Here is a 25,101-nt window from a genome sequence, read left to right on the forward strand (position 1 = left end):
AAACGAAGGATTAAAACTTCTTGCGGTAGTATAAACGGAAGATTTGCTGCGTGTCAATTGTCCTTAAGGATCCGCCATAAGGATCCCAGCCGATATCAAGAACTCCTCCCATGTAAGGATCCCTGCTTGCTTCGCCGTATTGAAAGCTAAAATCTTCATTCTCCGACTTGCGATAAATTAATTCCACGAATGCATTATGGTGGCCAGTAACTTTATTTATATTTTGTACTATATTATCCAAATCCTGCCAACGTGAATAGGTATATTTCAAAAATATCGCTAGTTTCTTCATTGGTGCATAGCTAACTTCGAAACCCACATGATTCATATTATCATCCACTTGCCCAGCTTTTTCAAAAGGATTACGCGTATAATCAAGATATAGCTGCAGATTATCCAAAGGGCTTAACCTTAGGCCTGCTTTAAAAATATTGTAATACGGATAAGGTGCACGGGCAAAATGCTGCTGATCAGTAAGAAAATTTAACACATCCCTATAAGCATTTCCATTTTGATATGTTAATAAGGAATTACTCCCATCGTTTAAAATCCCCCTTGGGAAATTATCATACGCAAGCGAAATATCATTTGTAAATTCCCAAATTCCGTTTAAAGAAATCCAATCCAAGAACTGGTATTCAGCACCCAGAGAACTGGTAACAATGCTTGGATCTTTATTGTCTTCAATATAAGTATTAACATAATACTCTCTGCTAACAGGATTAAAAATAAAGGGATCTTTATTGCCATAGGTTTGATGCATTTTTTGATATATGCCCAGGCCTTTAGTAGTCAGCTTGTCATTTACTTCCCAGCTAAATTCATCCCTAAAAACATTTTCAATAAACTTGCCTTCACTGGAATGCACATTACGCACATCAACAAGGTTACTTACTTTTTTATCCCAAAGAAGGCTTTCTACTCTAAGGCCGAATGTACTGCGACCTATATCAATGCCATTCCCGACGCCATAATTCCTAACATCATCCCAGCTTAAACCCTGGCCTTCTCCTTGATAATAATATTGGAACGGCTTACGAAAATGAATATGCCTAGACCACCATTCGTCATCGCGTGTTTCCACATAAGAAGAAAGAGGCTCATCAAAAGATTTATCCATGCGCGCAGCAAAAATTCTAAATTTGGTAAAAAATCTCTCCCCTTCTTCAGGCTGAATTCCAAAATAATCGTATTTGGTATCCATAATGCTTGCAGAAGGAAACCTTCCCAAAATAGCAAACTGGTAAGCATTGCCATTTTCTTTTGTCTGGAAATCAGATTGGGTTGTATCATTTGATGAATTAGAATAAGCGAATTCAGCTGTTGTTTTAATACCTTCAATAGGCTCAAAACCTAAATCCATAGCACCGACATAATTTTGTGCATCAACATTCATATTATCGGGTTGATTGTAACCTATTCTTGTCGTTGCAGTAAAACCTACGGCCAAATTATCCATAATGGACTGCTTAACGCGCGTCGCAGTAAGAAAATTATCCATAACCGAATAATCCTGCCAAAGGTCTTTAGGAGAAGCAATGTTGGTAGTAATAGAAGTCTTTTCTCCCAGAGAATAATCAAAATTAAAGCCGCGTAAAGCAGTCAGGCGCTGGCCCTCACTATCTCTTGTATAAAACGACAATGTATTATCCCAATATCCCTTAGTAAAATCAGCCCCTGCGTTATTAACTGTTCCCCTTGTCCATTTATTCAACCAAGGGCTGTTTTCCCACCAAATACGATTATTGGATAATCTCAAAGGATCATCAAAAGTCACTGCTTGATTTTCATAGGCAATAGGATAAGCCCTAAATTTTAAATTATCTTGATTGTAATCATACCAAAGTTCACGAACAGGTTGAAACTGACGATAAATTTTTAATGATGGGATTTGAAATGTATCAGAAGATGGATCGGTAAAACCACCACTAATAGTGGTAGCGTCTGTCTGATTATTTTTTACTTTCATTTCAGGCAGGTTAAAAGAATTTCCAAAACGATTCGTATCTACTGTTTGATTAATTGTATATCCTGTATTCGACCAATATTTTAATTCAATATCAGCGCTATCGCCGAACGCGCTATGCACCGTTGTCCTAGCGCTTTTTCCAGTAAAACTCCAGGGGTCAACCACTATGTTGCTATAAAAATTAGAGCCTTCTTTGTTCTCTGTATTAAGTTTTACTGCTAATCTATCAAATATCCTAGGATCATAGGTATTTTCCCTATTATCAAGTGCAGTATTTGAACGCATACGGTAATTCTTTTCATTTAAATCCCAATTAGCGCGTTTCCAATAGTCATCCTTACTTGTTGCGCCCATTCTCGTCTGAGCCTCTCCGCTAATTTTAATTCCCGCAACTTTAATTCCGTCTTCTTTTTTTTCAGTTTTTTCTTCTTTAACTACATAATCATCAGCCCGAATAACATTATTTTCTTCTTTTGCTGTACCTTTATTACTTTTGCTGGCCAAATTAAACGCATTATCCATCTCCCGCTCTCTAAGCTGGCTTTCTCTTACCACACGAACCCTATCAGAAGCTTTTTGAGGAATCACTTCCTCTTGTTTAAAGGATTCGGACTGCGCATTGGTTGATTTAAAAATATTATTTATATACGATTTTGCTACCTTATTATTAGGCTCAACAAGCAAAACCTTATTGAATTCGGCCAAAGCTTCATCGTATCTTCCCATCTTATAGAAAGTAATACCGAATTCACAGAGATAATCAGCAGCTTGAGGCCCGGCAAAAACAACGGAAAAAGAAAATAGGATTGAAACAATACTGCAGAATAAAATAACCAGATGTAGTCGCTTAAATGGAAGGAATTTCATAATTGAAATTATTATAACTTAGAGCATTATATTTTGTCAATATAATAATTAAAAAAACCGGCGTAAATCCGCCGGTTTAGACAAACCTTCTTTTTCTTAAAAAAATTAAATTGCTGTTATCTGGTTGCTTGAAAGATTAATCCTAAGCGAGTGCATAAACAAAATTAAAAATAACTTACCATGCGAAACTACATAGGTGCTACTCTTAATCCTGCAGAAAAATTTCTCTTTGCGCTCTTTGGTATTGTGTTCTTTCAAAATATACAAATATGGCAAGGGCTTTTCAAGTTTTGCGCCGACAACCTCTCTAACCATGCAGATAAAATGCCTTCGGATAATGCTATGAATTCCCTGATTATCCGTAATCTCAGAGCTGGAGATTATCCGTTTTTTCTTATCCGCTGAAGTTAAATTTTTAAACAATAGGTCGCGCATTTTATTACTCCCTGGGCACAAGCCCGCCCTGTTCCATCCGATAAGAACAGGGGCTAATATTCATGGAGCCGGGCTGCATCAAAATATACTCTCCTCTAATTACAACCCGGCTTATCCCCTTGTGGCTGGTGGGGACATTAGTTAAGCTTTTATAAAGCTTTTAAAAACAGCACAAATAATAAGCCCAAGGTATTTTTACCTATTGGGCGAAAATCCAGCTTACTTCTTTAATCTTTCCTCAATCAATTAAGTATAGCATAATAAAACAAGCGCTTTCAATGCCCGCAGAGTTTAAATTGAAAGCGCTTTCATTCTTTAGCTCGACGCTAAAAAATTAAAATTATTTTTTTCTGGTATTATTTTTTCTTAAATGATAGCCGAGGCTCTTTGCCCTGAAGAAGCCTCTTGAGGTTGGATTTATGCCTTACAATAATAAAACTTGCGGTAAGAAGGCTAAAGATGAGCAGTGCTCTTGAATGATTTAAAAAAATAGCCAAAACAGGGAATATTAAAGCAGAGACCAGAGAAGCAAGCGAGACTATCCTTGAAATAAAAAATGTTACAAACCAACTCAAAATCACCAAACCTAAGATTAAAGCAAATCCTTGTATCCTAAATGAAAGACCTATCAACACCCCAAATGTTGTAGCAACTCCTTTACCGCCTTTGAAATTTAAGAATACCGTCCAGTTATGCCCTAATATGCTACTGACACCAAAAAGTATTCTTACTAATTCAGGATTAAAACCTGGCATTTTTGAAAGGATGATATCCGAAATAAATACAACAGGAATTACCCCTTTAAGACAATCAATCAATAATACAATTATCCCTGCTCTTTTCCCTAAAACTCTTAAAGCATTAGTGGCTCCCACATTCCCTGAGCCATGCTTTCTAATATCAATTCCCTTTAATAATTTTCCAGCAAGATAAGCGGTAGGAGTTGAGCCAATAAAGTAGCTAACGATGATTCCGAGAATTATCCAAAGCATAAAGAGTTTTAAACCCCCTCATTATATAATCAATCCCAGAAAGAATAGTAAAAAATAAAGCTGCATTCCATAAAACTAATGAATACTTATACTGCAATAAGACTGCAATTACCGAAAGCATCTGGAAAGCAGTGGTTAATTTACCCCATTTTGTAGGAAAAATATTAATTGTCTGTTTAACCATGTAAATCACAACCGCTCCCATTAAGATAATCACATCCCTGCTAATTACAATTATAGTAACCCAAAGCGGAAATTTAATTCCTGAGGGGAAATCAGTAACCATATAACACATGATAAAGGCGCTCATAAGAAGCAGCTTGTCCCCTAAAGGATCAAGCACCATCCCTGCCTTTGAAATCTGCTTTGCTTTTCTGGCAATATAGCCGTCAACAGCATCTGAAATAACTCCCAGTATAAAGATACCCAATGCTACAAAACGAAGATAATCCTTTTCAGGATATTTGTAGTAAACCAGGCTTGATATAAAGAAAGGGACTGTAAGAATTCTAAAAGTGGAAATCTTATTAGCTATGTTCACTTTATTATCCTTATCCTTTGAGGGGGCCAATAAATCAACATTGCCTTCCCGAGTACATTTTTACGGGGAACAAAACCCCAGTAACGGCTGTCTTTAGAAGACGAAGAATTATCCCCTAAAACAAAATAACTATCCTCCGGAACAGTTATCTTTTGACCTTCTTTTGCAAAATCCCCGCGGTTATAATAATAAATTTTATTAAATTTGCTGTCAGTTAGAGGCTTATCATTAATATAAATTGTCCCGTTTTTAACCTCTACTATTTCTCCCGGCAACCCCACTAATCTTTTAATAAAATCTTTTTTCGGGTCTTCAGGATAAATGAACACTACAACATCCCCTCTCTTTATTTCAGATACAGCCGGAAGCCTTGAGTTACTAAAGGGTATTTTAGCACCATATATGAATTTATTCACTAAAATTAAATCCCCTTCTAACAAAGTCATGCGCATTGAACCGGTGGGGATTTTAAAGGCCTGAACAACAAAAGTCCGGATAACCATCGCTAACAAGAAAGCAATAACTATTGATTCAATCCATTCATAAATCGCAGACTTTTTCTTTCCGTCTTTAGTTCTAGTCTTGAACATCATATTTTTAACACCTCCAGAAATGCTTCCTGTGGAATCTCAACTTTACCAAATTGTTTTAATTTCTTTTTTCCTTCCTTTTGACTCTCCCAGAGTTTTCTCTTACGGGTAATATCTCCTCCATAGCATTTCGCGGTGACATGCTTACCTACGGACTTGACTTTTTCCGATGCAATAATCTGGCTACCGATAACCGCCTGGATTGCTACTTCAAATAACTGGCGGGGAATTGATTCTTTTAGCTTATCTGTTAAGACATGCGCCCGGCTTGCGGCTTTATCCTTAAATATTAACGATGAAAAAGCATCGCAAATATTTCCATTAATAAGGATATCTAACTTAACTAACCTTGTTGGCAGGTAATCCTTGAATTCATAATCTAAAGAGCCATACCCCCTTGTCAATGACTTCATACGGTCATAAAAATCAACGATAATCTCAGAAAGAGGAATAGAAAAAATTACCTTAACCCTGTCTTCACTAAGGTATTCGTTTGACTGGAAAACCCCTCTTCTTGACTTGGTGAAATCACACACCGCCTCAATTGAGTCAACCGGAACAATCATAAGCAAGGTTGCATACGGCTCAAATGATTCCTGGATATCCTGGATTGGAGGAAGCTTTGCCGGGGTATCAACTTCAATCAACTCCCCTTCTTTAGTCCTGACTTTATAAACTACATTTGGGACAGTTAATATTAAATTTAAATCGTATTCTCTCTTTAACCGCTCTTGCACAATCTCCATATGTAAAAGGCCTAAAAATCCACAGCGGAAACCTGAACCAAAAGACTGAGAGCTCTCCGGCTCAAACACAAAAGAAGCATCCGACAATTTCAATTTATCCATTGCCTCGCGCAAATCAGGAAAATCTCCGGGGTTAATCGGATAGATCCCGCAGAAAACAAGCGGCTTTAACTTACGAAATCCGGGAAGAGCCTCTTCACATGGATTCTTAACATCAGTTATCGTATCGCCAACCATAATTTCACGCGCGTCTCTTATATTAGCAGTAAAATATCCAACCTCACCACAAGTTAAAGAATCAGCTTCATTATATTTCAAATTAAAAAATCCTAATTCTTCTATTTTATAAACCGTTCCGGAATGCATCATTTTCAATTGAGTTTTTTTGTCAATACGGCCATCCATAATCCTCACAAAAACAACAACACCTTTATAGGCATCAAACCGGCAATCAAAAACAAGCGCTTTTAAAGGATGGTTCTCTTCACCTGAAGGAGGAGGGATAACTTCAATTATTTTATCTAAAATATCTTCAATCCCTATGCTCTCCTTGGCTGAAGCTAAAATCATATCTTCATCTTTGTAACCTAAAACACTCTCTATCTGCCTTTTAACGCGTGGAATATCAGCCTGGCTTAAATCAATTTTATTTATTACAGGGATAACCTCTAAGTCATTATCCATCGCAAGGTAATAATTAGCAACAGTCTGGGCTTCTATGCCTTGCCCGGCATCAACGACAAGCACTGCCCCCTCACAGGCTGACAAAGATTTAGAGACTTCATAAGTAAAATCAACATGGCCCGGAGTATCAATCAAATTAAAAACATAATCCTGATCAAACTTTTTTGAATGATACGTTAAGCGCACCATTGAAGCTTTGATAGTAATACCTCGCTCTCTTTCAAGATCCATATCATCAAGAAGCTGGTCCCCTTTATGGCTGCGTTCTACAACACCCGTTATTTCCAATATACGGTCAGCTAAAGTAGACTTGCCGTGATCAATATGCGCTATAATAGAAAAATTTCTGATTAATGATTTATCCATTAGATATTTTATTTGAAAGTGCTTCTGCTACTTCTTCAATAGTCATATTTGTTGTATCAACGTATATTGCGTCTTTAGCTTGCTTTAAAGGAGCAAACTCCCTGGTTGAATCAATTTTATCTCTATTAATTAAGTCTGCTTTTACATCTTGTAAAGTTACATTTTGGCCTGATTCTTTTAATTCTTTATACCTGCGGTTTGTTCTCTCGTCTAAGCTGGCATCAACATAAAACTTATTGTCGGCATCCGGAAAAACAACAGTACCTATATCCCTGCCATCAAGCACGCAATCTCTTTTTTTTCCCAACTCCCGCTGCAAAGAAAGCATAACAAGCCGCACGCCTTTTATTTTCGCAACGTCAGACACATGTTTGGTAATCCTGGGTTCCCTGATTTCTTTGGAAACATCCTTACCGTCTAGTAAAACTTTTAAAGAACCATCAGGATTGTTAATTAAATCAATACTCGTATTATGCGCCAGGTCAATGAGATCATTCTCTAAGCTTATATTAATACTATTAATAATGGCTTTTAAGGTAAGTGCCCGGTACATAGCACCGGTATCAATGTAAAGAAACCCTAATTTTTTAGCGATTATTTTTGCCACTGTGCTTTTACCAGCTCCGGCAGGCCCATCAATTGCGATAATCATGCAAGAATCTCTCTTTTGGCTTTTGCTTTCTTTAAAAACCCGCAAAGGGCTTTTCTATCGTTTCTTTGAATTGCGTGCTTTAAGCCTGATATCTCATCCTGATAAATATCTATTGCCTTAATTAAGTTTTTACGGTTACTTAAAAGGATATCCGCCCAAATCTGGCCATCCGAAGAAGCGATCCGCGTTGTATCTTTTAAACCGGTAGAACCGAATTTTAATAAATCCGAAGGGATACTGCTTATCAGCGAAAAGGCAGCAATGTGCGGCAAATGGCTTACAAACGAAAGAATAAAATCGTGTTTTTCAGGATTAAGCAAAATAACCTTAGCGCCTAACTTTTCCCAGAAATTACCCAGTGCTTCTATAACCTTTTTTTCTGATTTTTTTGTCGGAGTCAGGAAACAAATTGTATTTTTAAAAATCCCTGCATTAGCATTAACAACACCTCTTTTTTCAGAACCAGCCATAGGGTGACTTCCTACATAATTTGAGAAATTCTTCTCCAAAACTGAAACGATTTCTCCTTTAGTACTACCTACATCCGTAACAATGCAGTTCTTTGGGATTATTTTAGAGATTCTTTCAGATAGATTAATAATAACATTTACGGGAGTTGCTAAAATCAAAAAATCAACATCTTTAAGTACTTCTAATGACAAAGACGCCTCGTCAACTATTCTATTTTTTTTGGCTAACAATAAACTTTCTTTGTGCCGGCATACCCCAACAATCCTCTTGGCAATGCCGCTCTTTTTTATTGCAATAGCGATTGATCCGCCAATTAATCCGGTTCCTACAATTCCAACTTTCTTAAACATAGTAATTATATCTCTCTTCCAACAACATTTGCTATGGCTTTTAATTCCTCAACCAAGGTTGAAAAATTTTTCGGAGTAAGCGATTGAGCCCCATCCGACAACGCCTCTTCCGGGCGACTGTGCACTTCAATAATCAGGCCATCGCAACCTGAGGCGACCGCTGCCTTGGATAAAGGTGCAACCAAACCCCACTTACCAGCGGCATGGGATGGATCCACAACAATCGGTAAATGCGAAAGCTGCTTAACAAGAGGGACTGCGCTTATATCCAAAGTATTGCGCGTTGCATCTTCAAATGTCCTGATCCCGCGCTCACATAAAGCAACATTAAAGTTTCCACCCGCTAAAATATATTCCGCTGACATTAACAATTCTTTAATTGTGGAAGACAAGCCTCTTTTTAACAAAACCGGCTTTTTAGTCATGCCTACTTCTTTCAGTAAATTAAAATTCTGCATATTACGGGCGCCAATCTGCAGAACATCAACATATCTTGCTACCAAATCAACATCACGAGGGTCCATCACCTCTGTAATCGTAACTAAATCTAACTCTTTGCCAACTTGCTGCAGGTATTTCAAACCCTCTTCTCCTAAACCTTGAAAGCTATACGGAGAAGTCCGAGGCTTAAAAGCCCCTCCTCTTAAAACTTTTACACCGGCATTTTTTATCTCTTTTGCGATAGTAAATAATGTATCAAGGTTCTCTATAGCACAAGGCCCTGCCATAAGCACAATCTTTTTCCCGCCAATCTTTACGCCCTTACCTAAGTCAATTACAGAATAATCTTGCTTAAATTCCCTAGAAACTAATTTATAGGGAGCCAAAACCGGCATGACCTTTTCTACACCCGGAAAAGCTTCAAGAGGCGTAACACGTAATATATCCTCGGGCCCGATAACTCCAATAATTGTTCTTTCGGTTCCTTTTGAAACATGTGGCGTTAAACCTAACTTCTTTACGCGTTCAATAATATGCTCTACTTCACTATCTTGTGCTCCGGGCTTAAGGACAATAATCATTTTTAAGCTCTCCTATTGCTTTTATTTTAAAACTTTCTTGATCACTGCTATGAATTTTTCGTTTTCTTTCCGTGTTCCGATAGTAACCCTGATAAAACTTTTTAAGCCATATTGCTGCATGTCTCTTACTATGACCCCGTATTTAAGCATTTCTTTAAATACTTCCACTCCATCTTTTCCCGTATCAATAAGTATAAAATTGGTAACAGTAGGGACAAAAGAAACATTTAAATCCCTTAAGTTCTTATAAAGAAACTTTTTCTCAATTAAATTGTTCTTCTTAGTAGCAGCCAAAAATTTGGAATCTTCCAATGCAGCAACAGCTGCCACCTGAGCCAAGCTATTTACGTTAAAAGGCTGCCTTACTCTTTCCATAAAAGAAACTAATTCCTCTTTAGCAATAGCAAATCCAATTCTAAGGCCGGCTAACCCGTAAGCCTTGGAGAAAGTTTTCATAACAATACAGTTATTCATTTGAAAATAGTTTATGCCAAAGGGGTAATCAGAGGTATCAATAAAAGTATCGTACGCTTCATCCAAAACAAGGATTACGCTATTCGGGAGAGTAGATAAGAAATCTTCCAATTCAGCCTTTGAAACAAAAGTCCCTGTGGGGTTATTTGGATTAGCAATAAAAACCAACTTTGTTTTTCTGTTAATCTTATTTTTAATTGCCGTTAAGTCATATTTAAAATTCTTTAAAGGGACAGTTATGACCTCTTTATTGTTTACCTTGGCAATAATTTCATATTCCAAAAAAGTTGACCCGGAAATAATGATATTTTCATCATCCTCAACGAAAGTCTTAATAATTATATCAATAATCTCATCAGAACCATTCCCTAAGATTAAATTCTGAGGATTAAGACGAAGTTTCTTGGCTAGTTTATTCTTTAGATAAAAAGAGTTGCTATCAGGATACCTATTTATATTTACCAGGAAATCTTTAATCGCCTTAAGTGCTTTTGGAGAAGCGCCCAGCGGATTCTCATTGGAAGCAAGCTTAATTACTTCCTTTAGGCCAAATTGGCGTTTTGTTTCCTCAATCGGCTTTCCGCCAACATATGGAGTAACTTTAAGAATATTTTTCCTAACTAACATTTTTACTTTCCTTTACTCACTAACCGGATAAGAACCTAAAACTTTTAAAAACTTACATTTATTTTCTAATTCCTGAAGCGCTTTTTTTACTTTTGGATTCTCAACATGCCCTTCCAAATCAACAAAGAAATAATAATCCCATGCTTTTCTTTTTGAAGGGCGGGATTCTATTTTCGTCAAATTTATTTTATATTTCTTAAAAGGCAGCAGCATCTCATGCAAAGCGCCTACCTTATCTTTAATCAAAAAGAGGATTGATGTTTTATCGTGCCCGGTCGGGCCGGCATCAGTGTTTCCAATAACCATAAAACGGGTAATATTATGCGGGGAATCTTCAATGTCTCTTGCCAACACTCCCAGCTTATATTTCTTTGCCGCAAGCAAAGAAGCAATGCAACCGGAATTTTTTTCTTTTGTTGCAATCTGGGCAGCTCTAGTAGTGCTTGAAACTTCAATCTTTTCAACCGCCGGCATATTCTCCTGCAGCCAAATCCTGCATTGGCCGAATACCTGTTGGATTGTATAGACGCGTTTAATTTTATTTTTAGGGCAATTCGCCAAAAGATTATGCGAAATATCCAAAACTATCTGGCTGCAAATCCTTAAATCAGATTCCACAAACATATCCAGAGTATAACTAACTGCCCCTTCAATGGAATTTTCTATAGGGACTACAGCATAATCAGCATTGCCTCTTTCAACCTCAAGAAAACAATCAGTAATATTCTCACAAGGGATATATTCAACCTGCGAACCAAATCTTTTTAAAGCAGCTAAATTACTGAAACTTGCTTCCGGTCCTAAATAAGCAATCCTTAACGACTTTCCAAGGCTAAGGCTGCTTGACATTATCTCTCTATAAACAGCCCAAAGCGCTTCTTTAGGCAAAGGCCCTTTATTTAACAAGCTGATTCTTTTTAATACCTCAATTTCACGATCCGGAGAATAAGAGCTCTTTCCATTTTCATGTTTTATTTTTGAAATTTTAAGCGCCAAATCCGTACGGGCATTCATTAAATCAATAAGCCGCTTATCAATACTATCAATTTTATTACGCAATTTGTTTAGGCTCATCAACTAACTCCTTTGCCTTTTCTTGCTCTACATTGTCTTCAGCAAGATTCTGATTTTGCGCAGTTAATTCATCTAACCCATTTTTTAGATCCTGCGCCTCCAATTTTGTAAAATCTTCCATTTTTGGCAAATCATTTAAAGACATTAAACCGAAATGCTCCAAAAATTTCTTTGTTGTGCCATATACATAGGGAGAACCGGGTGCTTTTTTTCTACCTGCTATCTTTATAAGGTCTTTCTCTACCAACGAAGACATAACGCCATCAATATTAACTCCTCTTAAAGATTCAATCTCAATGCGGGTTATCGGCTGCTTATAAGCAATTATTGCCAAGGTTTCTAAAGCTGGTTTTGACAACCTTTCAGTATGGCGCTCTTTAAATAGCTTCTTTAAGAATGGCGCAAAGTTTAAAGAGGAAATCATTTGATAGCCTCCGGCAACCTCAATAATCGCCATTCCGCGGTTTGAGTCCTTATATTCTGTTTTTAGATCCTCAATTGCTTTTCGGATAACTGAAACATCAATACCATCAAGGGCTTTTTTAATCTGCTCTAATAGAAGCGGCTTTTCACACGCAAAAAGCAAAGCTTCGATTGCACTTTTAATATTATTTTCTTCCATAAGAATATCCCCTAGCTGTTGTTATCCAACCCTTTTTTGCTTATAGACGAAATTTAACAAATCCTCGGCTGTTTTAATACTATTAGATTCCTCAAGAGCCTTCTTAATCATAGACAAGGCTTCTGATTTTTTATATTCCAGCTGCATAAGCACAGCAAGAGCTTCTTCTTCAAAATCTTTGGTTTCTTTTATTTCAAGGCTTATTTTATTATCCTGAATCAGCCCAAATTTTCCCACTTTATTCTGCAACTTAGCAACGATTTCTCTTGCTCTTTGCTCGCCTATACCCGGCAAAGATTTCAAAAAAGACACATTCCCCTCATCTATTGCTTGGGCAATCTGTGAAATCGGCTTATTAAGCGCCTTTAATGCAGCCCGAGGGCCGATACCGGAAACCGTAATAAAGACTTGAAAAAAATCTTTTTCAATATCATTTAAAAAACCGATTAAAACCGGAATACTTTTTGATTGTTCAACCTGATGATAATGGAAGGTAATTAGATTGATATTTCCGTCCGGAGCCGTAAACTCATCCATTCTTTGCATCACGGCTTGAGGAATAAGCACCTCGTAACAAAAGCCTCCAACGCTAACCGTCAAATAATTATTGCCTTTTTCAACTATTTTTCCGGAAATCCGCGAGATCATATTTTTAACCTCGATATATAGCTATGCGAAATAGCTAACGCCAAAGCATCGGTAACATCAAAAAATTTCGGGACAGAATCCAAATTTAAAATATTTACTACCATACTCTGGACCTGCGCCTTGGAAGCAAGCCCTCTTCCAACAATAGCTTTTTTAACTCTCGTTGCCGCATACTCAAAAACGGGAATGTTTTTTTTAGCACAAGCTAAAGTTATTACCCCGCGGGCATGCCCCAAAATAAAAGCTGTAGTCGGATGGGCATAATGCGCGTATAATTTTTCAAGAACTGCTACATCCGGCTTTGTATCATCTATCAATTTCGTGATGCCGGTATAAATTTTATCAAGGCGCTTTGCCAAAACCTCTTTCGGAGAGGTAGAAATTACCCCTGCTTCAAGCAGATTAAAAAATCTCTTATCTGCTTGGATAACGCCATAACCTGTAATTGCTAATGCCGGGTCAATACCCAGTATTATCATTTAGTCTTCGTTTGCTGCCTGTTCAAGGATTTCATCAGGAATATCAAAATTAGCATACACCTGCTCTACATCATCATGCTCTTCTAATGAATCAATTAACGACAAAACCTGCTTGGCTTCGCCGCCAGTTACTTTTACTGTTGAAGAAGGAATCATGGTTACTTCTGCATCCTGGCATTTAATACCCTTTTCATCAATAGCCTGTTTAACTTTTTCAAAGTTCTGGGGAGAAGTTGTGATTTCATAATTTTTCTCATCAACCTTCATATCCTCAGCACCAGCTTCAAGAACCAAATTCATCAAATCATCTTCTTTGGCAAGCGACTTTTCAATTAAAAAATAGCCTTTCTTTGTAAACATCCAGCTTACAGCTCCGGCGCCTGCGAAACTTCCGCCTTTTTTAGACATGATATTCCTCAATTCGGCGCTTGTGCGATTCTTATTGTCGGTCAAAGCTTCAACGATAATCGCAACACCTCCCGGGGCATATGCTTCATAAACTACATTCTCATAAATAACTCCAGGGAGTTCTCCTGTTCCACGCTTAATTGCCATTTTCACGTTGTCCGAAGGCATATTTGCTTCTTTTGCTTTCTGCATTATAGCGCGAAGCCTCGGATTAGTATCCGGGTTTCCTCCGCCATCACGTGCGACAACAGTTAACTCTTTAATAATTTTTGTGTAAGTAGCTCCCTTTTTAGCATCAGCTACCGCTTTTTTACCTTTATTTGTCTTCCATTTAGAGTGACCTGACATTTCATTTCCCCCTTGTTTATTTCTGTTTTAAAAAGATACTTTCCAAAAATTTAAAAGGCAAGCAGAATAAGCCGAGTTTTGTATCAATGCGAATTCTTGCGCATCCAAGTGATCATTTCTCTCGATCCTGGGCTTTTTCCCAGGACTCTAGCAGTTTACCCTCCCGTCCAGATATCTTTTCCATAATATCTAAAAGCGGACCACTTTCAACTCGCTTTAATAGCGAGAAAAACGGGACTATTGCACCTTACTCCACGCGGGGTTTTCCGTCCAAACTGCATCACTGCAGCTTAGGGTAGTCTCTTACACTGCCTTTTCACCTTTACCCCCACACCAATTTTTATATAGCAGATGCTATAGCAAAATTGGTGTGGGGGAAGTTTATTTTCTGTGGCACTTTCCATGGCTTTGAAAAATTTCAAAACCCCTCTCAATTAAAGAGCGCGTTTGTCCTCTGGAGCCCGGACTTTCCTCCCCCGCACCAATTAAGTGCGGAAGCGACCACCTTCTGCTTGCCTTAATTTTTACTTTTTACTGCCTTCTTAATCGCTAAATTAGCCAATTTATCCGCGCCAGAATTTTCTTCTCTTGGGATATGCTTCACGCAGACTTCTTCAAACCCCTGTATCAAACGAATTGCTTGGTTATACAAAGGTATGATGTTAGGATGTTTGACTTTATAATCTTTGTTAATCTGCCTTGCGAGCAATTGGCTATCTGTATTAATCTGAAGAATTCTTGCCTTTAAAATTAATGCTTCCTGCAATCCATAGATAAGCGCTGTATATTCAGCAACATTATTTGTAGCATTCCCAATAAAATCAGAAATATTTTTTACAACTTCCCCACCTGAACACAAAACCACCCCTATACCAGCAGGCCCGGGATTTCCTTTTGACGCGCCATCTATATATAAATCAATCTTATTCATTGATAAAGATTATTCCACAAACAAGATCCTATTGCATATTTCACAAGTAACCAAACGTTCATACATTTTTATTAAATTTATTACCTGAGGAGGGACAAACATATTGCAGCCTCCGCAATTATTCCCTTTTACCGCAACAATTGCCAGGCCATCGCGGTTTAGAAGAATCCTATCGTATTGAGATAATATCTTTGGGTCAATTTCAGGCAAAACTTGTTTTCGCTGTGCTTCTAATTGGGAAAGCCTATCGTCAATTTCTTTAATCCTGTCTTCAACTTTTTTCTTTTCACCAACAAAAACCTTTTCTTCTCCCTTAAGCCTTTCTTTTTCAGCTTCAACTTCTTTTTTCGCTTTATCCGAAAGGTCAAACAATTCTAAAATCTTATCTTCAATAACAGAACCGTCTGCTTTTGAATCCTGGATCTGCTGCAGCATCGCCTGATATTCTTTATTTGTCTTAAGAGCATATAGTTGGCCTTGAAGTTTCTTTCCTGCTTCTTCCTTTGAAGCCAACTCCAACTCTTTATCTTTTCTCTGTTTCTGAAAATCAAGAAATTTCTTTTCTAACTCCGCTAATCCTTGTTTTTTAGCCTCAAATGATGCTTCCATTACCTTAATTTCAGCAGGCTTAGCGGTTTTTTCGTTATTTAGAGTATAAATCTCACTATCAATTGCCTGTAATTTTACAAGGCTACCTATCTGTGTTCTTAAATCAACATTAGACAAGATATACTCTCCTTTTTTATAAATATGGGCGCAATAGGACTCGGACCTATGACCTCTACAATGTGAATGTAGCGCTCTAACCAACTGAGCTATGCGCCCGTAATCTGGGCCCACAGGGATTTGAACCCCGGACCAAGTGATTATGAGTCACCTGCTCTGACCACTGAGCTATGGGCCCCGAAGCAGATTAGTTAGAATGATCCCCACAGCAGACTAAATTCATAGCCATAGGACCATATTATAAATCATTATTACCTTAAGATTTAAAATTATACACGAAATTTAAGTATAAGGCAAGAAAAAATAAGCACCGCAATGGGTTAGAGAAGCTTATTCTTTAATAAACCTATCCCCGGTCCAAACCCATGTAGCCCATTTAATCTCTTTAATCTGGCAGGACCCATCTACTTTGGTAATATTCCTAGCTACTCTTATACGCGGGATAGTTGAATCAAATTCTGTTTCTATCCCTGAATCACTGCTAATTTCAAAAATCTTAACTAAGTTCATATTCTTTAGCTTATGGATCGTAAAATAAGTACGGTTACTATCATCTTTTGACCGGACAGCAATTTGTTTACATCCATCCATATCTAATTCTATAAGCTCCAGATTAGAAAAATGGCCGGGAACAGAAAAACTCCCGATTTCACCCTTGTCTTTTCTCATTACCGCAACACGGCCCTTAGATACCTGGTCTTTTTGATCTTCAGCGGTAACAATCTCAATCAACATATCACCATTTAAATCGGCTTTCTTAACTACAAATACTTTATTATCCTTCGTTTTATTATTAACACTTCCACTTGAAGTAAGGCAACCAGAAAGAAATAACGCTAAAAATAGATAAAGAAACTTTACTCGCATTGCTATCCTCGCTTTCCCCTTCTTTTATTGGGTTTTTTTGCTTGGAGAATCTTTAAGAATATTGAAACAATTGAAGGGTCAAACTGCGAACCTGCCCCCTCCTCGATAATCTTTATCGCGTCTTTCTTGGAAAATGCTTTACGATAAGGCCTGTCGCTTATTAACGCCTGGAAAACATCAGCAATAGCGATAATGCGAGCGCCCATCGGTATTTCTTCTCCTTTAATTCCACTCGGATAACCCTTTCCATCCCATCTTTCATGATGATAAAAAATAAAAGGTATCAAACCATGCAAAAACTGAATTGGCCTTATAATATCAGCGCCAATCTGAGGATGCTTCTTTATCTCTTCAAATTCCTTTTTTGAAAGCTTTGATTCTTTAAGTAAGATCTTCTCGCTAATTCCAATTTTTCCTAAATCATGCAGCATAGCTGCTTGTTTAACCAATTCTATTTCTTCTTTAGGCAGTGCGAGTGCTCTTGCGATATCCGTAGCATACTGGACGGTGTTTTCCACATGCTCTCCAGTATAACGGTCTTTTAACTCAATCGTCTTTGCAAAAGCGAATATTGATTCTACAAGGCTTTGATTGGCTTTTTTTGTAAGTTTATCAATCCTGCCTTTAAGCACTTTAACTACCGGAGTTTCTTTGGCTTTAGAAACCTTATTTTGTTTTTCTTTTTTCAAATCCAAAGATGAATAAACCCTATTGCCGCCAAATTCTTTAACTTTATTTAAAATATGATCTGCCAAATTAATTAAATCAACTCCTTTAATTGCTTTATCTTCAGGGTAGCTTGATACTGACAAGCTAAGTTTCAATTTAACAGTATGTTCCTTATCGCCAAAGTTATAAAGATTTAATGCATCTAACAACCTTTGAGCTAAATTTAGCGCCTGCGGCCTGTCAATACCCGGAGAGACAATAACAAATTCCTCTCCTCCGTATCTAACCACAATATCATAACGGCGAACCATATTCTTCAATTGTTTTGCAAATTGTTTTAATACCAAATCTCCAAACTGATGACCATAAACATCATTTATAGATTTGAAATAATCAATATCCAGCATAATAACGGCAAGCCCATGCGCATATCTTCTTGCGCGGAAAAACTCTGCTTCAATTGCGTTCTCCAAATAGCGGTGATTATAAAGGCCGGTATAAGAATCAAAGAGAGACAATTCTTTAAGTTTTACATTAGAATTAAGAAGCTCTTCATTTAGCTCAGCTAACTTTTTATCTGCTAATTTTCTATATGTAATATCCCTGATTATTGTTAGCACCTGCCGCACTTCCCCTTCAATAAAAATAGGGATTTTGCGCGTCTCAGTAACAATTTCTCTATTAGAAAACTTAGTGACTTCTTCACTAAGGAGAGACTCTCCTGTTTTGAAGACTTTACTATATTCATTTTTAACTTTTTCAGGGAGAAAAGGGAAAACTTCAAAAATACTCTTCCCCGCCATTTCTACATCCAGGCCTAAATTCTTATTCCAATCTACAAAAGAAGAATTAAAAAGAACAATCTTTAAATCTTTATCAACTACGTGTATGGCGTCGGAAATTGAATCAATGGTAGTGCGGTACTGTTGTTCCGAATTACGCAAAGAGACTTCAATCTTTTTTCTTTCTTTAACTTCCTTTAGCAAGTCTTCGTTTGTTTTAGTTAATTCTGCTGTTCTTACCTTAACCCGGATTTCCAACTCCGACCTTGCCTCGCGTAATCTGTCCTCGATTAGCTTGCGTTGGCTAATATCCCTTGCAATGCCGGTAGTCCCGATTACATCTCCATTGCTATTATAAATCGGTGTTTTAACGGTCTCTATCCATTTCACATTTCCTTGTTTATCAATTAATTTTTCTTCAAAACTCTCGCGTTTCTTTTTATCCATTACTTCTTTATCATCATTTCTGTATTTTTCTGCTAGCTCACGCGGCCAAATGTCAAAGTCAGTCTTGCCAGCCAACTCTTCCGAACTTAAACCGCATGACTTACTGAACGAATCGTTAACGGCGACAAACCTGCTTTCTTTATCCTTAAGCCAGGCGATATCTGGAATATTATTAAGGATGGCGCGTTGCTGAAGTTCAATCTTACGAAGCTCATCTTCAACACACTTAAACTTGGATTCTGTCTTTTCCAGTTCCGTCAAACGGCTCTGCAAAGATTTTATCTCTTCGTTTAACTGCTCTTCGGTCTTGTTATCAAAATTTGACTGCCCGGGCATATTTTTTAATATTCTCTCTGATGTTCAAGTGTCATATCCAAGAAAGTGCGCAACCTTCTTGAACGAGTTGGATGCCTTAATTTCTTCAAAGCCTTAGCTTCAATCTGGCGGACTCTTTCACGAGTTACCTTAAATACATTGCCGACCTCCTCCAGAGTCCGAGGGCAGCCATCAGTGATACCAAAACGCAAAATCAATATTTTCTTCTCCCTGTCGGTTAATGTCCCTAACGCAGAATTCATTTCATCTTTTAACATTGAATGAACAGTTGCGTTAGCAGGAGAAACAGCCTTCTTATCCTGAATAAAATCTCCGAAATGAGTGTCTCCCTCATCACCAATAGGCATCTGCAGAGAAATTGGCTCTTGGGCGATTTTCAATATTGATTTTACTTTATCCTGAGGCATCCTCATCTTCTGAGCAATCTCTTCCGGAGTCGGCTCGCGGCCATTTTCCTGCACAAAGATTCTTGAATACCTAATGATTTTATTGATTGTTTCTGTCATATGCACAGGTATACGGATCGTCCTGGCCTGGTCCGCGATAGAACGCGTTATTGCCTGCCTTATCCACCAAGTAGCATAAGTAGAGAATTTATACCCTCTTTTATATTCAAATTTCTCAACGGCACGCATAAGGCCGATATTCCCTTCTTGAATTAAATCCAGGAAAGACAGCCCTCTGTTTGTATATTTCTTCGCAATGCTGACAACAAGCCTTAAGTTTGCCTCAACCAAACGCTTCTTTGTGCGATTGAACTTTAGATGCGCTGAACGAATTAATTTTATCTGTTCTTTAAGTTTCGGATACGGCACGCCTAACTGCCTCAATAATTCACGGCTTCTTGCGTTAGGGCGCTTACTTTTGTGACGCAGCTTATCAAGTTCCCTGATTAAACTAAAGTATTTACGTACTATAGTTTCAACAACCGAAGTAGTAAAATTAAGCTTCAGCAACAACTCAAGGACGCCTGCTTCACTACGCGTATGTTTAACATTAGAAATAATTCTTTTAATCCTTAGTTGCACGCTCTTTCTTACTTTTACATCCTCTTTAACCAGCTCTTCCAAACTTAATTTCTCTTCCAAGATATCTTCCGCCACAAGAATCATCTCAGTGCGGGCAAACCTGGTTACCAAAGCTGCTCTTTTAAATTTATCCTCAGCATCCTCTATTTTCTTAGCTAAATCAATTTCATTCTCCCGGGAAAGCAAAGATATTGAACCCATCTGTTTAAGATACATTTTAACCGGATCATCCAATGGCAAGAAACGATCCTCAACCTTAATCTGCTCGTTGATAGGATCATCCTTAAGCTCGTCCTTAATATCGTCTTTGGGTTCATCCTTAAGATCATCTTTCAAGTCTTCCTTTGAAACATTGTCTGACTTATCAGCAACTTTCTCTTCCGAATTTTCAATAACCTCTATATCTTCATTACCTAAAAGCTCAAACAAGCGGTCAATATCACTAGAACTTGACATATCTTCAGGCAGCATCTCATTTACTTCATCGTAAGTCAAAAAACCTTTTTGCTTGCCTAATGCTATGATCTTCTCCATCTCTTTTGAATTAACTTCTTTTTTCTTTATTGCCATTTAACTCCTCCGTGAAAATTTAATTAAATTTTTTGATTAAATTATGAAATTCCTCAGTAAGCTCCGAGAGCCGCTGCTCATCTCCTAACTTCTGAGCCCGGGCTATCTCATTATGAAGGTTTTTCTTTTTTAGTTTCACCTTCTCTTCTTTTAAACGCTTCACGCAATCATCAGCCACTTTCTCCTTGCTATCCATTGATAATTCCGGAAGAAACAACGACTCGCATAAAATCTGGTCTATGTCTACATCGTTAAAATGCTGCATCAAAGAACTTGTTTCAATATTTTTTCCTTTTTCAAATAGCTCAAACATTGTTGAAACAATCTTGGAAACCCTTTGATCCTGAAAATCATCCGGGGCAAGAGTATTTCTTAGCTTATCAATTAAATTCTTTTCTTCAAGCATCAACTTTATTAAAAGCCTCTCCGTAGGATTAATTTGAAGATTTCTTTTAGAAACTTCCTTAACAGGCTCAAAACGGGAAGCCGGAGCCTTGATTTTGCCCAATTCTTCAAGGATATGCTCTTCTCCAATTCCAATTTCTTCAGAAAGCCTGTTTATGTATTCAGCTTTAATAATAGAATTCTTGAATTTGTTAATTGTTAAGAGCATCTCAAGCGCCACATCCCTTTTCCCCTCTGCTTCTTTAATATTATGCCGGTTTCGCAATATCTTCAACTTGTAATCAAACAGATTGTAAGCATTTAAAACTACTTCTCTAAATTTAGCAACTCCTTCTTTTAACACAAATGAATCAGGGTCATGTCCTTGGGGGAGTATCACAACCTTAACATCCATGCCCTCTTCAATAAAAATATCGAGGCTTCGCAATGACGCCAGCTCCCCTGCTTTATCTCCGTCGTAAACCATTACAACTTTATTTGTGTATCTTTTTAAGAGGCGCGCCTGCTCATTGGTAAGTGCTGTACCGCAAGAAGCAATTATATTCTTAAAGCCCTCCTGGAAAGGCATAATAAAATCCATATAGCCTTCAACAATAACAACAAAATCATTCTCTCTGATGCTATCTTTTGCTAAATTTAACCCGTATAAATTCCTTCCCTTAACATAAACAGGCGTCTCCGGAGAATTAAGATACTTAGGGGTTGAATTATCCAAAACTCTGCCTCCAAAAGCAAGTACCCGGGATCTTATATCAAAAATAGGGAATATTATCCTATTCCTAAATCTATCGTAGTAACCACCATTTTCTTTTGGCAGGATTAACCCGGCTTTTTCAATTAAAGATAAATTAATACTTTTATTCCTTAAGTAAGTAATAAGCGCATCCCACTTATCAAAAGTAACCCCAAGCTTAAACAATTTTAAGGTTTCCTGTTTTACCCCCCGTTTGAGAAAATAATCCTTTGCTTTTGCGCCTAATTGGGAATTTAAGTTTGCCTCAAAAAATAAAGCTGCTAATTCATTTATCTTAAAGAGTTCTGTTGAGATACTATTAGCACCGTTATCGGAAGATTTGGTTTCCGGCAAAATCACGCCGCTCTTTCTTGCCAAAAGCTGGACAGCCTCTGGAAAATCCATTCTCTCATGGCGCATAAGGAATTTAAAAGCGTTTCCCGATTCTCCGCAACCAAAACAATGGTATATCTGCCGGTCCGGAGACACCATAAAGGAAGGCGTCTTTTCATGATGAAACGGGCAACAAGCCCTAAAATTCCTTCCTGCTTTTTTAAGGGGAATATAGCCGGAAATTATTTCAACTATATCAACCCTGCTTAAAATATCTTCTAAAATATTATCCGGGATTCTACCAATCATTTTAATAAATTATGTTTAAGTTTTAAGAAAGGAAATGTTGGTTAATTTCTCTTAATCCTGTTAAACCCAGAGAAGCTGGTTATTTGGAATGCCTCTTCTCTTTCAATATTATCCAAAAGAAGATTAAGGCCTAACGTATCAGAAGAGATGTGGCCTGCGATAACTACATTAAGATTGGCGTCCTTAACCTTTTTAAAATGCTCTTCACCCAAATGCATTGCTATTAAGGTTCTCACACCTGCTTTATATAGTTTATCAAAGACATCTTTAGACCCTTCAGTTCCTCCTGTCATATCAACAAGGATTTTTCCAGACATCCTATGCGGAGAACCTGCGATAATCTTTGGCCCGGTAAAACTCTTTTCAGCAAGCTGATACTCAGGAACATCTAAAAGCACTGAAACAATATCTTTTACCGTTTTAGGTTTTCTCTTGGCCATTAAATTATTAATAAATGCATAAACATGGTTGTCCGCGGGAGTATGTACACACATAAATGGTAAATCTAATAATCTTGCGGCATCAACCGGCCTTGTATGATTCTGAGGAAGAAGCCTTCTTTCAACCTCCAGTTTTCTTTCATCAAGCAGTTTTTGAGCAATAGCTTCATTTACACCTGCTTTTTTTAACACATCAACCTGAAGTTGCATAACCTGATAAAGGCTTGCATAAGCGAAACCTTCGGGATGATGCGACATAACCAAATCAAGCCCTTGCTTTTTACGAATTTCTTCGGCAAGCAAAAGTTCACCTACTTCAACGTCTATGCCAACGATAATCTTTTTAACTTCCGTATCCGCTCTCCCGTAAAGTATAGCGGAATCGGCATAATTAAAACTGCGATTCCTATTCCTAGGATCACGCAAGCTCCCATATTTAATAGCTAATTGATATAAACGCGATAATTTCATTTCTTCTCTTCTTTCTTCTTTTGGATGCCAAAATCTAAAACCATATTATTGAAACTTTCATTACTGATTAATTTACAAAGCAAACCATTCCAAATCGCACTGTAAACTGCAGAAGGCACCCTATAAAAGAAATTTGCAGAATACGAATTCCTAATACTCTTCTCAAGATAAGCGCTTGAACTAAAAACAAGTATAAATATAATTAAACCGCTAAGGAGCAAACTTCTTAACGCACCAAGGATAACCCCGCCCCACTTATTAAGGCCGGGAGCTTCTTCAAGCTTTAAGAACTTTATTAAAAGTTTGCGCAAAAAAGCAAAAAATAAATACCCAATGGTACTTAAAAGAAGTAAAGACGGAAAATAAAACAGGTGTTCCGGGATACTACCTAAAATTACGTTGCCTCTTAGGAAATTAGCGAGTTGAACAAAATAATGTAACGACAAATAAGTTGCAAGAATGGTGCCCAGAAGTTTAAAAGATTCAACAGCCAAACCTTTTTCCTGAGCAATAAATATTACCCGGCAAATGATGACAAAAATTGAAATATCAACCCAATTAATCTGTCTTAAAATTTCAGGCATATTTTTTTGATAAACTCTTCACTCTAACTTATAACCAGGTAGGAAATTTGCTCAAGTATAACATATTAAAAATGGGTTGTCAAGGAAAGCGCTTTCTTTTTTATAACTTTAAGAATTGCTGCGGGTTAGAAGAATATAAGCAGTAAGAATTCTTAGTTTTATCGATTATTCTTGAACCAATCAATAGTTTTGCTTAACCCCTCTTCCAGCAATATCTTAGGCTTCCATTTAAGTAATTCATTAGCTTTCTTAATATTAGGCTGGCGCTGGCGTGGGTCATCCTGAGGTAGCGGTTTGTATATTAATTTGCTTTTTGTGGCAGTCATCTTAATTACAAACCTTGCTAACTCTAAAATGGTAAATTCATTTGGGTTTCCTAAATTAACTGGGTCATTGATTTTGGATTTCATCAGGCGGACAATGCCTTCAACCAAGTCATCAACATAACAAAAACTCCTCGTTTGTTCCCCTCTTCCATAAACTGTTAAGGGCTTGTTATGAAGCGCTTGATTGATAAAATTCGGCACTACCCTGCCATCATTAATCCTCATTCTTTCCCCGTAGGTATTAAAAATCCTTACTATTTTCGTATTTACATTATGAATTCTATGGTATGCCATTGTAATCGCTTCGGCAAAACGCTTTGATTCATCATAACAACCGCGAACGCCAACAGGATTAACATTCCCCCAATAGCTCTCTGGTTGAGGATGGACCAAAGGATCGCCATAGACTTCAGAAGTAGAAGCAAGCAAAAACACTGATTTCTTGGCTTTAGATAAACCTAAAGCATTATGCGTTCCCAGGGAGCCCACCTTTAAAGTTTGAATAGGATACTTTAGATAATCTTCCGGCGAGGCAAGAGATGCAAAATGCAGGCAATAATCAACCCTTCCTTTAATTTCAATATATTTCGTAACATCCCTATTTTCAAATCGGAAATATTTATGTTTAAGGATATGCTTGATATTTTCAATATTCCCAGTCTTAAGATTGTCTAAGCAGACAACCTTAAAATCATCTTTTAAAAGCCGATCACATAAATGCGAGCCTATAAACCCGGCTCCCCCAGTAATTACAACTACTCTTTTTTCCATTAAACTAA

24 protein-coding genes, 2 tRNA genes and 1 other RNA gene are annotated in these 25,101 nt (G+C 37.4%); all 27 read right to left on the reverse strand.

From position 1 onward, the window contains the following. Positions 1 to 10: 10 nt before the first annotated feature. On the reverse strand, positions 11 to 2,836 hold the full coding sequence (locus tag PHO70_02275) for a tetratricopeptide repeat protein (protein ID MDD5431797.1): 2,826 nt from the start codon (positions 2,834 to 2,836) through the stop codon (positions 11 to 13). Positions 2,837 to 2,941: 105 nt separating this feature from the next. Next, positions 2,942 to 3,271: a hypothetical protein gene (locus PHO70_02280; GenBank protein MDD5431798.1), complete on the reverse strand. Its 330-nt coding sequence runs from the start codon at positions 3,269 to 3,271 to the stop codon at positions 2,942 to 2,944. A 356-nt stretch (positions 3,272 to 3,627) separates the two neighbouring features. After that, complete coding sequence (plsY, locus tag PHO70_02285) at positions 3,628 to 4,263, reverse strand: glycerol-3-phosphate 1-O-acyltransferase PlsY (GenBank protein MDD5431799.1); 636 nt, start codon at positions 4,261 to 4,263, stop codon at positions 3,628 to 3,630. Further along, on the reverse strand, positions 4,232 to 4,804 hold the full coding sequence (locus PHO70_02290) for a CDP-alcohol phosphatidyltransferase family protein (GenBank protein ID MDD5431800.1): 573 nt from the start codon (positions 4,802 to 4,804) through the stop codon (positions 4,232 to 4,234). Before PHO70_02290 ends, plsY begins: the two co-directional genes overlap by 32 nt. Then, complete coding sequence (gene lepB / locus PHO70_02295) at positions 4,801 to 5,397, reverse strand: signal peptidase I (GenBank protein MDD5431801.1); 597 nt, start codon at positions 5,395 to 5,397, stop codon at positions 4,801 to 4,803. The genes PHO70_02290 and lepB overlap by 4 nt, the downstream gene beginning before the upstream one ends. After that, positions 5,394 to 7,190: a translation elongation factor 4 gene (gene lepA, locus PHO70_02300; GenBank protein MDD5431802.1), complete on the reverse strand. Its 1,797-nt coding sequence runs from the start codon at positions 7,188 to 7,190 to the stop codon at positions 5,394 to 5,396. The genes lepB and lepA overlap by 4 nt, the downstream gene beginning before the upstream one ends. Further along, positions 7,183 to 7,842, reverse strand: coding sequence for a (d)CMP kinase (gene cmk / locus PHO70_02305; GenBank protein ID MDD5431803.1), 660 nt, complete (start codon positions 7,840 to 7,842; stop codon positions 7,183 to 7,185). Before cmk ends, lepA begins: the two co-directional genes overlap by 8 nt. Next, the gene (locus tag PHO70_02310; protein ID MDD5431804.1) at positions 7,839 to 8,663 is read right to left on the reverse strand and encodes a prephenate dehydrogenase; all 825 of its coding nucleotides are present in this window, start codon (positions 8,661 to 8,663) and stop codon (positions 7,839 to 7,841) included. Before PHO70_02310 ends, cmk begins: the two co-directional genes overlap by 4 nt. A 5-nt stretch (positions 8,664 to 8,668) precedes the next feature. Further along, positions 8,669 to 9,685 carry a 3-deoxy-7-phosphoheptulonate synthase gene (gene aroF / locus PHO70_02315; protein MDD5431805.1) on the reverse strand — a complete coding sequence of 339 codons (1,017 nt, stop codon included), beginning with the start codon at positions 9,683 to 9,685 and terminating at the stop codon, positions 8,669 to 8,671. Positions 9,686 to 9,706: 21 nt separating this feature from the next. Further along, a complete protein-coding gene (gene hisC / locus PHO70_02320; GenBank protein ID MDD5431806.1) occupies positions 9,707 to 10,786 on the reverse strand; it encodes a histidinol-phosphate transaminase in 1,080 nt (359 codons plus the stop codon). Between the two features lie 12 nt (positions 10,787 to 10,798). Beyond that, positions 10,799 to 11,860, reverse strand: a complete 1,062-nt coding sequence (gene pheA, locus PHO70_02325; protein ID MDD5431807.1) for a prephenate dehydratase — start codon at positions 11,858 to 11,860, stop codon at positions 10,799 to 10,801. Next, positions 11,838 to 12,482 (reverse strand): SMC-Scp complex subunit ScpB, encoded by a 645-nt coding sequence (gene scpB / locus PHO70_02330; GenBank protein ID MDD5431808.1) that lies wholly within the window; start codon positions 12,480 to 12,482, stop codon positions 11,838 to 11,840. The genes pheA and scpB overlap by 23 nt, the downstream gene beginning before the upstream one ends. Positions 12,483 to 12,503: 21 nt before the next feature. After that, positions 12,504 to 13,130: an OB-fold domain-containing protein gene (locus tag PHO70_02335; protein ID MDD5431809.1), complete on the reverse strand. Its 627-nt coding sequence runs from the start codon at positions 13,128 to 13,130 to the stop codon at positions 12,504 to 12,506. Then, positions 13,127 to 13,609, reverse strand: coding sequence for a crossover junction endodeoxyribonuclease RuvC (gene ruvC / locus PHO70_02340; protein ID MDD5431810.1), 483 nt, complete (start codon positions 13,607 to 13,609; stop codon positions 13,127 to 13,129). Before ruvC ends, PHO70_02335 begins: the two co-directional genes overlap by 4 nt. Then, positions 13,610 to 14,365 (reverse strand): YebC/PmpR family DNA-binding transcriptional regulator, encoded by a 756-nt coding sequence (locus PHO70_02345; GenBank protein ID MDD5431811.1) that lies wholly within the window; start codon positions 14,363 to 14,365, stop codon positions 13,610 to 13,612. Between the two features lie 51 nt (positions 14,366 to 14,416). Then, an RNA gene (gene rnpB / locus PHO70_02350) (RNase P RNA component class A) lies at positions 14,417 to 14,883 on the reverse strand. Beyond that, entirely contained in the window at positions 14,883 to 15,296 is a 414-nt protein-coding gene (locus PHO70_02355; protein MDD5431812.1) for a ribonuclease HI family protein, read from the reverse strand. Before PHO70_02355 ends, rnpB begins: the two co-directional genes overlap by 1 nt. A gap of 9 nt (positions 15,297 to 15,305) precedes the next feature. After that, complete coding sequence (locus tag PHO70_02360) at positions 15,306 to 16,022, reverse strand: C4-type zinc ribbon domain-containing protein (GenBank protein MDD5431813.1); 717 nt, start codon at positions 16,020 to 16,022, stop codon at positions 15,306 to 15,308. Positions 16,023 to 16,047: 25 nt separating this feature from the next. After that, positions 16,048 to 16,121: transfer RNA gene (locus PHO70_02365), tRNA-Val, on the reverse strand. 6 nt (positions 16,122 to 16,127) lie between these two features. Then, positions 16,128 to 16,200: transfer RNA gene (locus PHO70_02370), tRNA-Ile, on the reverse strand. Positions 16,201 to 16,352: 152 nt separating this feature from the next. Continuing rightward, complete coding sequence (locus PHO70_02375; protein ID MDD5431814.1) at positions 16,353 to 16,889, reverse strand: hypothetical protein; 537 nt, start codon at positions 16,887 to 16,889, stop codon at positions 16,353 to 16,355. Positions 16,890 to 16,891: 2 nt separating this feature from the next. Continuing rightward, on the reverse strand, positions 16,892 to 19,123 hold the full coding sequence (locus PHO70_02380) for a diguanylate cyclase (protein MDD5431815.1): 2,232 nt from the start codon (positions 19,121 to 19,123) through the stop codon (positions 16,892 to 16,894). A gap of 5 nt (positions 19,124 to 19,128) precedes the next feature. After that, positions 19,129 to 20,721 (reverse strand): RNA polymerase sigma factor RpoD, encoded by a 1,593-nt coding sequence (gene rpoD / locus PHO70_02385; protein MDD5431816.1) that lies wholly within the window; start codon positions 20,719 to 20,721, stop codon positions 19,129 to 19,131. 19 nt (positions 20,722 to 20,740) lie between these two features. Then, positions 20,741 to 22,501, reverse strand: coding sequence for a DNA primase (gene dnaG, locus PHO70_02390; protein MDD5431817.1), 1,761 nt, complete (start codon positions 22,499 to 22,501; stop codon positions 20,741 to 20,743). 41 nt (positions 22,502 to 22,542) lie between these two features. Beyond that, complete coding sequence (locus tag PHO70_02395) at positions 22,543 to 23,412, reverse strand: NGG1p interacting factor NIF3 (GenBank protein ID MDD5431818.1); 870 nt, start codon at positions 23,410 to 23,412, stop codon at positions 22,543 to 22,545. Further along, positions 23,409 to 23,996, reverse strand: coding sequence for a CvpA family protein (locus PHO70_02400; protein MDD5431819.1), 588 nt, complete (start codon positions 23,994 to 23,996; stop codon positions 23,409 to 23,411). Before PHO70_02400 ends, PHO70_02395 begins: the two co-directional genes overlap by 4 nt. 158 nt (positions 23,997 to 24,154) lie before the next feature. After that, on the reverse strand, positions 24,155 to 25,093 hold the full coding sequence (locus PHO70_02405; protein ID MDD5431820.1) for an SDR family oxidoreductase: 939 nt from the start codon (positions 25,091 to 25,093) through the stop codon (positions 24,155 to 24,157). Between the last annotated feature and the right edge of the window lie 8 nt (positions 25,094 to 25,101).

This window comes from Candidatus Omnitrophota bacterium (assembly GCA_028715415.1).
GTDB lineage: Bacteria > Omnitrophota > Gorgyraeia > Gygaellales > Profunditerraquicolaceae > JAQURX01.

Bases quoted from the DNA above. Each gene is read 5' to 3' on its own strand.
- PHO70_02280 (MDD5431798.1), bottom strand. From the start codon at position 3,271: ATGCGCGACCTATTGTTTAAAAATTTAACTTCAGCGGATAAGAAAAAA.
- PHO70_02375 (MDD5431814.1), bottom strand. From the start codon at position 16,889: ATGCGAGTAAAGTTTCTTTATCTATTTTTAGCGTTATTTCTTTCTGGT.
- pheA (MDD5431807.1), bottom strand. From the start codon at position 11,860: ATGAGCCTAAACAAATTGCGTAATAAAATTGATAGTATTGATAAGCGG.
- PHO70_02405 (MDD5431820.1), bottom strand. From the start codon at position 25,093: ATGGAAAAAAGAGTAGTTGTAATTACTGGGGGAGCCGGGTTTATAGGC.
- plsY (MDD5431799.1), bottom strand. From the start codon at position 4,263: ATGCTTTGGATAATTCTCGGAATCATCGTTAGCTACTTTATTGGCTCA.
- PHO70_02355 (MDD5431812.1), bottom strand. From the start codon at position 15,296: ATGAATAAGATTGATTTATATATAGATGGCGCGTCAAAAGGAAATCCC.
- dnaG (MDD5431817.1), bottom strand. From the start codon at position 22,501: ATGATTGGTAGAATCCCGGATAATATTTTAGAAGATATTTTAAGCAGG.
- scpB (MDD5431808.1), bottom strand. From the start codon at position 12,482: ATGGAAGAAAATAATATTAAAAGTGCAATCGAAGCTTTGCTTTTTGCG.
- PHO70_02335 (MDD5431809.1), bottom strand. From the start codon at position 13,130: ATGATCTCGCGGATTTCCGGAAAAATAGTTGAAAAAGGCAATAATTAT.
- PHO70_02310 (MDD5431804.1), bottom strand. From the start codon at position 8,663: ATGTTTAAGAAAGTTGGAATTGTAGGAACCGGATTAATTGGCGGATCA.
- aroF (MDD5431805.1), bottom strand. From the start codon at position 9,685: ATGATTATTGTCCTTAAGCCCGGAGCACAAGATAGTGAAGTAGAGCAT.
- PHO70_02395 (MDD5431818.1), bottom strand. From the start codon at position 23,412: ATGAAATTATCGCGTTTATATCAATTAGCTATTAAATATGGGAGCTTG.
- ruvC (MDD5431810.1), bottom strand. From the start codon at position 13,609: ATGATAATACTGGGTATTGACCCGGCATTAGCAATTACAGGTTATGGC.
- PHO70_02275 (MDD5431797.1), bottom strand. From the start codon at position 2,836: ATGAAATTCCTTCCATTTAAGCGACTACATCTGGTTATTTTATTCTGC.
- lepA (MDD5431802.1), bottom strand. From the start codon at position 7,190: ATGGATAAATCATTAATCAGAAATTTTTCTATTATAGCGCATATTGAT.
- PHO70_02380 (MDD5431815.1), bottom strand. From the start codon at position 19,123: ATGCCCGGGCAGTCAAATTTTGATAACAAGACCGAAGAGCAGTTAAAC.
- PHO70_02345 (MDD5431811.1), bottom strand. From the start codon at position 14,365: ATGTCAGGTCACTCTAAATGGAAGACAAATAAAGGTAAAAAAGCGGTA.
- hisC (MDD5431806.1), bottom strand. From the start codon at position 10,786: ATGTTAGTTAGGAAAAATATTCTTAAAGTTACTCCATATGTTGGCGGA.
- cmk (MDD5431803.1), bottom strand. From the start codon at position 7,842: ATGATTATCGCAATTGATGGGCCTGCCGGAGCTGGTAAAAGCACAGTG.
- rpoD (MDD5431816.1), bottom strand. From the start codon at position 20,721: ATGGCAATAAAGAAAAAAGAAGTTAATTCAAAAGAGATGGAGAAGATC.
- lepB (MDD5431801.1), bottom strand. From the start codon at position 5,397: ATGATGTTCAAGACTAGAACTAAAGACGGAAAGAAAAAGTCTGCGATT.
- PHO70_02400 (MDD5431819.1), bottom strand. From the start codon at position 23,996: ATGCCTGAAATTTTAAGACAGATTAATTGGGTTGATATTTCAATTTTT.